Raw genomic sequence first — 6,998 nt, forward strand, 5'->3', positions numbered from 1 at the left:
GGCATCGTCCAGCCGCGACCGGCAACCGTGGCTGGACGCCTGGTCAGAAGCTCGCGAACAGGTCCCGAGGCATGGCGATGCGGGCCGCCTCGGTCAACGAGCCGGACACCGACGGGTAGATCGTGAAGGTGTGGGCCACCTGATCGACGGTGAGGCCGTTGGCCACCGCCAGCGAAACCGGGAAGATCATCTCTGACGCCTGCGGCGCCACCACCACCCCGCCGAGGATGCTGCCGCTGCCGGGCCGGCAGAACAGCTTCACGAAACCGTCGGTGATGCCCTGCATCTTCGCGCGCGGGTTGCGCGCCAGCGGGAGGATCGTCGTCTGCGCCGCCACCTCACCCGACTCGATCATCTTCTGTGAGATGCCGACCGTCGCGATCTCCGGCTCGGTGAAGATGTTGGACGACACCGTGCCCAGCCGCAGCGGCGTGACCGCCTCGCCGAGCGCGTGCCACATCGCGATCCGGCCCTGCATGGCGGCGACCGACGCCAACGGCAGCACACCGGTACAGTCACCGGCGGCGTACACCCCCGGCACCGCCGTCCTCGACATCCGGTCGACCTCGATGTGGCCGCTCGAGGCACGCCGTACCCCGACCTCGGCGAGCCCGATGCCCGATGTCCGCGGCACCGACCCGACGGCCATCAGGACGTGGCTGCCGGTGATGGTCCGGCCGTCCGCGAGGTCGACCTCGACGCTGTCGCCGACCCGGCGGGCGGCCTCGGCCCGGGCCCGGCTGAGCACGGTCACCCCACGGCGCTGGAAGACCTCCTCGAGCACCTTGGCGGCGTCCGGGTCCTCCCCGGGCAGTACCCGGTCCCGGGAGGAGACGAGCGTCACGTTCGCGCCGAGCGCCTGGTAGGCGCTGGCGAACTCGGCGCCGGTGACCCCGGAACCGACGACGATCAGATGCTCGGGCAGCTCCCGAAGATCGTAGATATGGCGCCAGGTGAGAATTCTCTCACCGTCCGGTTCGATGTTCGGAAGAACCCTGGGTGACGCCCCGGTCGCGATCAGGATGATGTCGCCGAAGAAGGCCTCCCCGGAGTCGACCTCGACGGCGTGCGGGCCGACCAGCCGGCCGCGGGCGTGCACCACCCGCACGGCCTCCTTCTCCAGCCGGGTCTCGATGTCGCGGGACTGCGCCGCGGCAAGCCCCCGCACCCGGGCGTGGACCCGCTCGATGTCCACGCCGATGCCGGGCGGCAGCCCCGGGCCGGGCAGCGCCCCGGCGTCCCAGCCCGCCTCCGGCAGGACGTGGCCACCGTCACGCAGCCGGACTCCCAGGGACGGCGCCACGGCCAGCTCCGTCATCGCGGCCGACGTGGCGATCAGCGCCTTGGACGGGACACAGTCGGTGAGGACGCACGCGCCGCCCACCCCGTCCGAGTCGATGAGCGTGACGAACGCCCCAAGCTCAGCCCCGACAAGAGCCGCCTCGTACCCTCCGGGTCCTCCTCCGAGAATGACGATTCGCGGCACCTGCGCGCTCCCTTCGGTGGGTGGGATTCCCACCAGCTATCTTGCCTTGTCCGATGTGTGAGCAACCATCGCATGAACAGTCACCCGGCCTGGCGGGCGCGGACGCTCCCCCGCCAGGCCGGTACCGGGCGGACCGGGACACCGACGGCCAAGGCCCGGGATGGCCGGGATCCGGGATGCTCGGGGTCTACACTGTCTTTCGCGTAGCTGTCGAACATCGACGACCGGATCCGTGGTACCCCACGGGAGACCATCTGCCGCCGCGACGTGGTTACGGTCCGTGTTGTCACACGAAGTCGGGTCCAGGGACGTCACGATCAGGATCTCACGGCCGCCCAGGCAACTGCCCGGGCAACTGTGGCTGGATCGATCGTGGCACATCGGACGGGTCCGGGCAGATATGCGGTCCGCGAGGTCGGCCGGGAGCGGCCGAGGGCTCCCCGCGCGGCGCGTCCGCGCCCGCGGGGGGAGGAAGTGGGTACAGGTAGGGGCCAGTGAAGATCCTCCAGGTAGTTCTTTGCCACCGCGGCCGCGGTGCCCGGGCCGGTGAAGGACGCACACAATGACCTTGTATGCCGCCTACGGCAGCAACCTCGACCCGGCCCAGATGAAGGAACGCGCACCGCACGCCCCCGTCATCGGGACCGGCTGGATCCGCAACTGGCGGCTCACCTTCGGCGGCGAGGACGTCGGCTGGGAAGGCGCGCTGGCCACCATCGTCGAGTCACCCGGCTCCCGGGTGTACGTGATGCTCTACGACGTCGCCAAGCGTGACCTCAGGCAGCTCGACGTCTGGGAGGGCGTGGAGGCCAGCCTCTACACCCGCATCCGCGTACGGATCTTCACCCTGGACGGCGAGGCGCTGGCCTGGACGTACGTGCTGGACGCCTACGAGGGCGGGCTGCCGTCCAAACGGTATGTGGCCATCATGGCCGACGCGGCCGAGCGGGCCGGCGCGCCGTCCGACTACGTGGCCGATCTGCGCAACCGTCCCACCGCCTGACTCCCCCACCGCCTGGCTCCCCCGCCGCGCCGGCCCGGGCGGACGGGGCGAGCGTTGACTGACGCAGCACTAGCTACTCTCAGTAATATCAGGTCCGCAACCGAGCCCGCGGGGCTGGACGGCCTGCCCCCGCGCGGCCAGCTCGTCCCCCAGCACGCCGAGGATCCGGACAAGATCGGCCTGGTCCCGCTCGGACAGGACGCAGAACAGGGCCGATGCCCGCTCGACATGCTCCTGCCCGACGCGGTCCACCACCTGTTCACCCTTGCTGGTCAGAGTGATGAGTATCGCCCGACGGTCGTGCGGGTGCCGGGTGCGGCGGACCAGGCCCTCGTGCTCGAGGGTGTCCACCAGCCCGGTCACAGCCCGGGCCGTGGTGCCGAGGTCCTGGACGAGATCGCGCATGATGGGCGGTCGCGGATGGTGGCGCAGCGCCGACAGCAGCCGGACGCCGGCCGGGCTTAGACCGCCAAGCCCCACGGACGCGTGCAGATAGCGCACCCAGGCCGGGCCGAAACGGGCAAACGCATAGAAAACCTGCTCTCGCAGAGATATCGCGATGTCACTGTCGGCGTTCACCTTGGGAGTGTCACCCATAAGACAAACCATTACCAGGTTCACAATCAGCGGTGGTACCGTTGCGGAGGTCAATATGCAAGAGCACAGATCATCCTAACGAGTGGGGAGACGCCGATGTCGGCGCTCGCGCGCTGGTGCCTCCGGCACCGCCGGCTTGTGATCTCTATCTGGATCGTTACCTTCCTGGCGGGATTTGCCACGGCCAGCACCACAGCCGGCCGGCTGACCTTCGACTTCTCGCTGCCCGGCCAGCCCGGCTACGAGACGGCCAAGAAGGTCCTCGCCACTTATCACACGGACAGCCAGGGCGCGCCGTTCATCCTGTCGCTGTCGGCCCAGCCCGGCCAGCGGGTCAGCGACCAGCAGGTGACGGACACCTTCGCCGCGGTCAAGCGCGACGTCTCCGACGTCCGAGTCATCGGCAGGGCGGAAACCGGCGACGACATCTTCGTCACCGATGACGGCCGCACCCAGTTCGCGTACGCCTTCTATCCGCCGCAGGACGGCCTCGACTCCGAGATCACGGTGGCGCTGAAGAAGTCGCTCGCCGAGCACACCCAGGCCGGGCTCACCGGCACCGTCACCGGCCTGAACGAGCTCGCGACCAACGGCGCGAACGACTCCGGCCCGGGGGTGCTGGTCGAAACCCTGATCGCCGGGCTCGGCGCGCTGGCGATCCTCGCTTTCGTCTTCGCCTCGCTGCTCGCGCTGCTGCCGCTGCTCGTCGCCGCGGTGGCGATCCTGTCGACCTTCCTCGTCCTGCTGGGGCTGACCTTCTTCGCGGACGTGTCGTTCCTGGTGCAGTTCCTCGTCTCCCTGATCGGCCTCGGTGTCGCCATCGACTACTCGCTGCTGGTCGTCACCCGCTGGCGGGAGGAACGCGCGCACGGCCGGGACAACCACGACGCCGTGGTGGCCTCGATGCAGTTCGCCGGCCATGCCGTGGTGTTCAGCGGCCTGACCGTGGCCATCGGCCTGGTCGCGATGGTCGTCATCCCGGTGCCCTTCCTGCGCTCCATCGGCTACGGCGGCATGCTCATCCCGCTGATCAGCGTGGCGGTCACGACCACCCTGCTGCCCGCGCTGCTCGGCGGCATCGGCCCGCGGGTCGACTGGCCACGTATCCGGCACGAGAACACCGCGAGCCGGTTCTGGACGAGATGGGCCTCGCTGGTCGTGCGCCGCCGCTGGATCGCCGCCGGCGCCGGGGTCGCCATCCTCACCGCGCTGATCATCCCGTTCCTCGGGATCCAGATCGGCACGGCGCAGTCCGGATCGCTGGCCAAGAGCGGCCCCGCCTACGAGGCAATAAAGATCATTGAGAGCGGCGGTGCCCCGAAGGGCGTCCTCACCCCGGCCGAGATCCTGGTCCAGTCATCCGCGGTGGACGACGTGCTGCGACGGGTCCGGGCCGTGGACGGCGTGGTCACCGCGACCGCCGCGAGCGGCCCCGAGGCGAACCGGGACGGCACCTCACTGATCATCGCCGTGCCGGACAGGGAGACCGCGGGCGGGCGCAGCATCGACTCGATCCGCAACCTCCGGTCCGCGCTGCACGACGTGCCCGGCGTCATTGGTGTGACCGGGATCGGCGCGTTGCAGCTGGACTACATGCACGGCGTCTACGGGGTGTTCCCCTGGGCCCTGGCTCTGATCGTCATCGTCACCTACATCCTGCTGGTGCGGGCCTTCCGCTCGCTGCTGCTGCCCCTGAAGGCGGTGGTGCTCAACCTCGTCTCGCTGGGGGCGACCTTCGGGGGCGTGGTGCTGTTCTGGCAGCACGGCTACGGCTCCGAGGAGATCTACGGCATCGAGGCCACCGGCGCCATCACCTTCTGGCTGCCGCTGATGGTCTTCGCGTTCCTCTTCGGCCTGTCCATGGACTACGAGGTGTTCATCCTCTCCCGCATCCGTGAGGAGTACGACGCCCGCGGCGACACCGACGCCGCCGTCGTCGAAGGTGTCGGCCGCACCGGGCGGCTGGTCACGTCGGCCGCCCTGATCCTGTTCCTGTCGTTCCTGTCGCTGTCGAGCGGGCCGCAGACCGACATCAAACTGTTCGCGACCGCGCTCGGCTTCGGCATCCTGCTGGACGCGACGGTCGTCCGGATGCTGCTGGTGCCGGCCCTGGTCTCCCTGTTCGGCAGCTGGAACTGGTACCTGCCGGACAGCGTCGCGAAGCTGCTGCGGATCGAGACCTCGCACCCGCGGCCGGCCGTTCCGGGCCCCCGGCCTCAGCCCGAGGCCGACCTCGAGGTGCCCAGCTCCCGGTAGCACCCGCAGCTCCGGGCAGACACATCCGCGGGGCCCTGGCTCACTGCCAGGGCCCCGGTTTCCTTCTCGGCTTTTCGACGGTCGCGCGCCGTCACTCCTCGGCCGCGGCGGCCGAGGCGAGACCGGCCGCGGTGGTCGCCAGCAGCCGGACGCCGACGCCAATGGCCTTCTCGTCCACGTCGAACCGGCCCTGATGAAGGTCGTGGACGGGGCCGCCGGGGCTGCGGGTGCCCAGCCGCGCGAGCGCTCCCGGCACCCGCTGGAGGTACCAGGCGAAGTCCTCACCGCCCAGGGACTGACCGGTGGGCGCGACGGCGTGCTCGCCGATCGCCGCCACGGCCGCCCGGCGGAGCGCCTCGGTGATGTCCACAGAGTTGATCACTGGTGGGACGTCCTGCCGGTGCTCGATCGTCGCGGTGGCGCCGTACGGCGCCACGAGCTGCGCGACCAGCCGTTCGACCATCGCCGGCGCCCGCTTCCAGACCTCTTCGTCGAAGAGGCGCAGCGTGCCCCGCAGCAGGCCGTCACGGGGAATGGCGTTCGGGACGCTGCCCGCCTCGATCTGCCCCCAGACCAGGCACGCCGCCGCCCGGGGGTCGACCGTTCGCGACAGCGCCGCGGGCAGCCCCGTCACCACCTGCGCCAGCGCGTGCACCAGATCCACGGTGTTCTGCGGACGCGACGTGTGCCCGCCAGGGCCCCGCAACCGGACCTCGATGTAGTCCGTCGCGGCCGTGATCGGGCCGCCGCGGATGCCCACCCGCCCGACTTCGAGCGCCGGGTCGCAGTGGACGGCTATCGCCGCGGACACCGAATCCAGTACGCCCTCGCGGATCAGCTCGAGCGCGCCGCCGGGCATGACCTCCTCCGCGGGTTGGAACACCAGCCGGATGGTGCCGGGCAACGGGTAACGCTCGTCGAACGCCGCCAGCGCCCTGCCGGTCCCGAGCACGATCGCGCTGTGGACGTCGTGCCCGCAGGCATGGCTCACCCCCGCCACGCAGGAGGAATAAGGGAGGTCTTTCTCGTCCCGCAACGGCAGCGCGTCGATGTCCGCGCGGACTATGACAACCGGGCCGGAACCGGTACCGACATCGCACCACAGGCCGGTGCCCGAGGACATCACCCGTGGCTTGAGACCGGAACTGTTCAGTGATTCCGCAATCAGTTCGGTCGTCCGCAGCTCCTGCCAGGCCAGCTCGGGATGCGCGTGGATATCACGACGCACATCCACCAGATCTTTCTCATTGTCCGCAAGCCAGGCCGCGACGAAGTTCTCCACCTTCACCGCACGGCCACCTGCCTACGGCCCCCACCCTGGCCCACCAGCCATCGACACCGAAAAGCCTCGGCCCCCTGCAAGTCAGACCCCTACTCTCCCGATATCAAACGATCACCAGATGCTACTGCGCGACGAGACGCCCAGGCGGCCCGGCGACCGCGGCGGCGCGGCAACCGGAACACGGCGGACACCGACACACCATCCCCGGATTTCCGGCGGATCGACTCGCAGGCCGCGGGGGACGCCGAGAGCCACAGCGCGAAATCGCACCACCGCGGGCGAGCGCACCATCGCCGCTCACCCCCGTCGACCACGGTACTCCGCCCCCGTCACGCCCCGGCCGAAGCCGTCTGGCGGCCCCGCCTGGCAGCCCC

The 6,998-nt window shown here is 70.1% G+C and carries 5 protein-coding genes; 2 read left to right on the forward strand and 3 right to left on the reverse strand.

Annotated elements, in window-relative coordinates:
* Positions 1-43: 43 nt before the first annotated feature.
* Positions 44-1,486: an NAD(P)H-quinone dehydrogenase gene (locus NBW84_RS20140; protein WP_250286414.1), complete on the reverse strand. Its 1,443-nt coding sequence runs from the start codon at positions 1,484-1,486 to the stop codon at positions 44-46.
* A 562-nt stretch (positions 1,487-2,048) separates the two neighbouring features.
* Here NBW84_RS20140 and NBW84_RS20145 point away from each other — a divergent pair.
* Entirely contained in the window at positions 2,049-2,489 is a 441-nt protein-coding gene (locus tag NBW84_RS20145) for a gamma-glutamylcyclotransferase (RefSeq protein ID WP_250286415.1), read from the forward strand.
* 69 nt (positions 2,490-2,558) lie between these two features.
* Here NBW84_RS20145 and NBW84_RS20150 read toward each other — a convergent pair whose 3' ends face one another.
* The gene (locus NBW84_RS20150) at positions 2,559-3,086 is read right to left on the reverse strand and encodes a MarR family winged helix-turn-helix transcriptional regulator (protein WP_250286418.1); all 528 of its coding nucleotides are present in this window, start codon (positions 3,084-3,086) and stop codon (positions 2,559-2,561) included.
* A gap of 96 nt (positions 3,087-3,182) precedes the next feature.
* Between NBW84_RS20150 and NBW84_RS20155 the strand changes: the two genes are divergently transcribed.
* Positions 3,183-5,342, forward strand: a complete 2,160-nt coding sequence (locus NBW84_RS20155) for an MMPL family transporter (RefSeq protein WP_250286419.1) — start codon at positions 3,183-3,185, stop codon at positions 5,340-5,342.
* Between the two features lie 91 nt (positions 5,343-5,433).
* Here the strand turns inward: NBW84_RS20155 and NBW84_RS20160 are convergent, their stop codons facing one another.
* Complete coding sequence (locus NBW84_RS20160) at positions 5,434-6,630, reverse strand: amidohydrolase (protein ID WP_250286421.1); 1,197 nt, start codon at positions 6,628-6,630, stop codon at positions 5,434-5,436.
* Positions 6,631-6,998: the final 368 nt, after the last annotated feature.

Source organism: Protofrankia sp. CiP1_Cm_nod2 (genome assembly GCF_920664355.1).
Classification (GTDB): domain Bacteria; phylum Actinomycetota; class Actinomycetes; order Frankiales; family Frankiaceae; genus Protofrankia.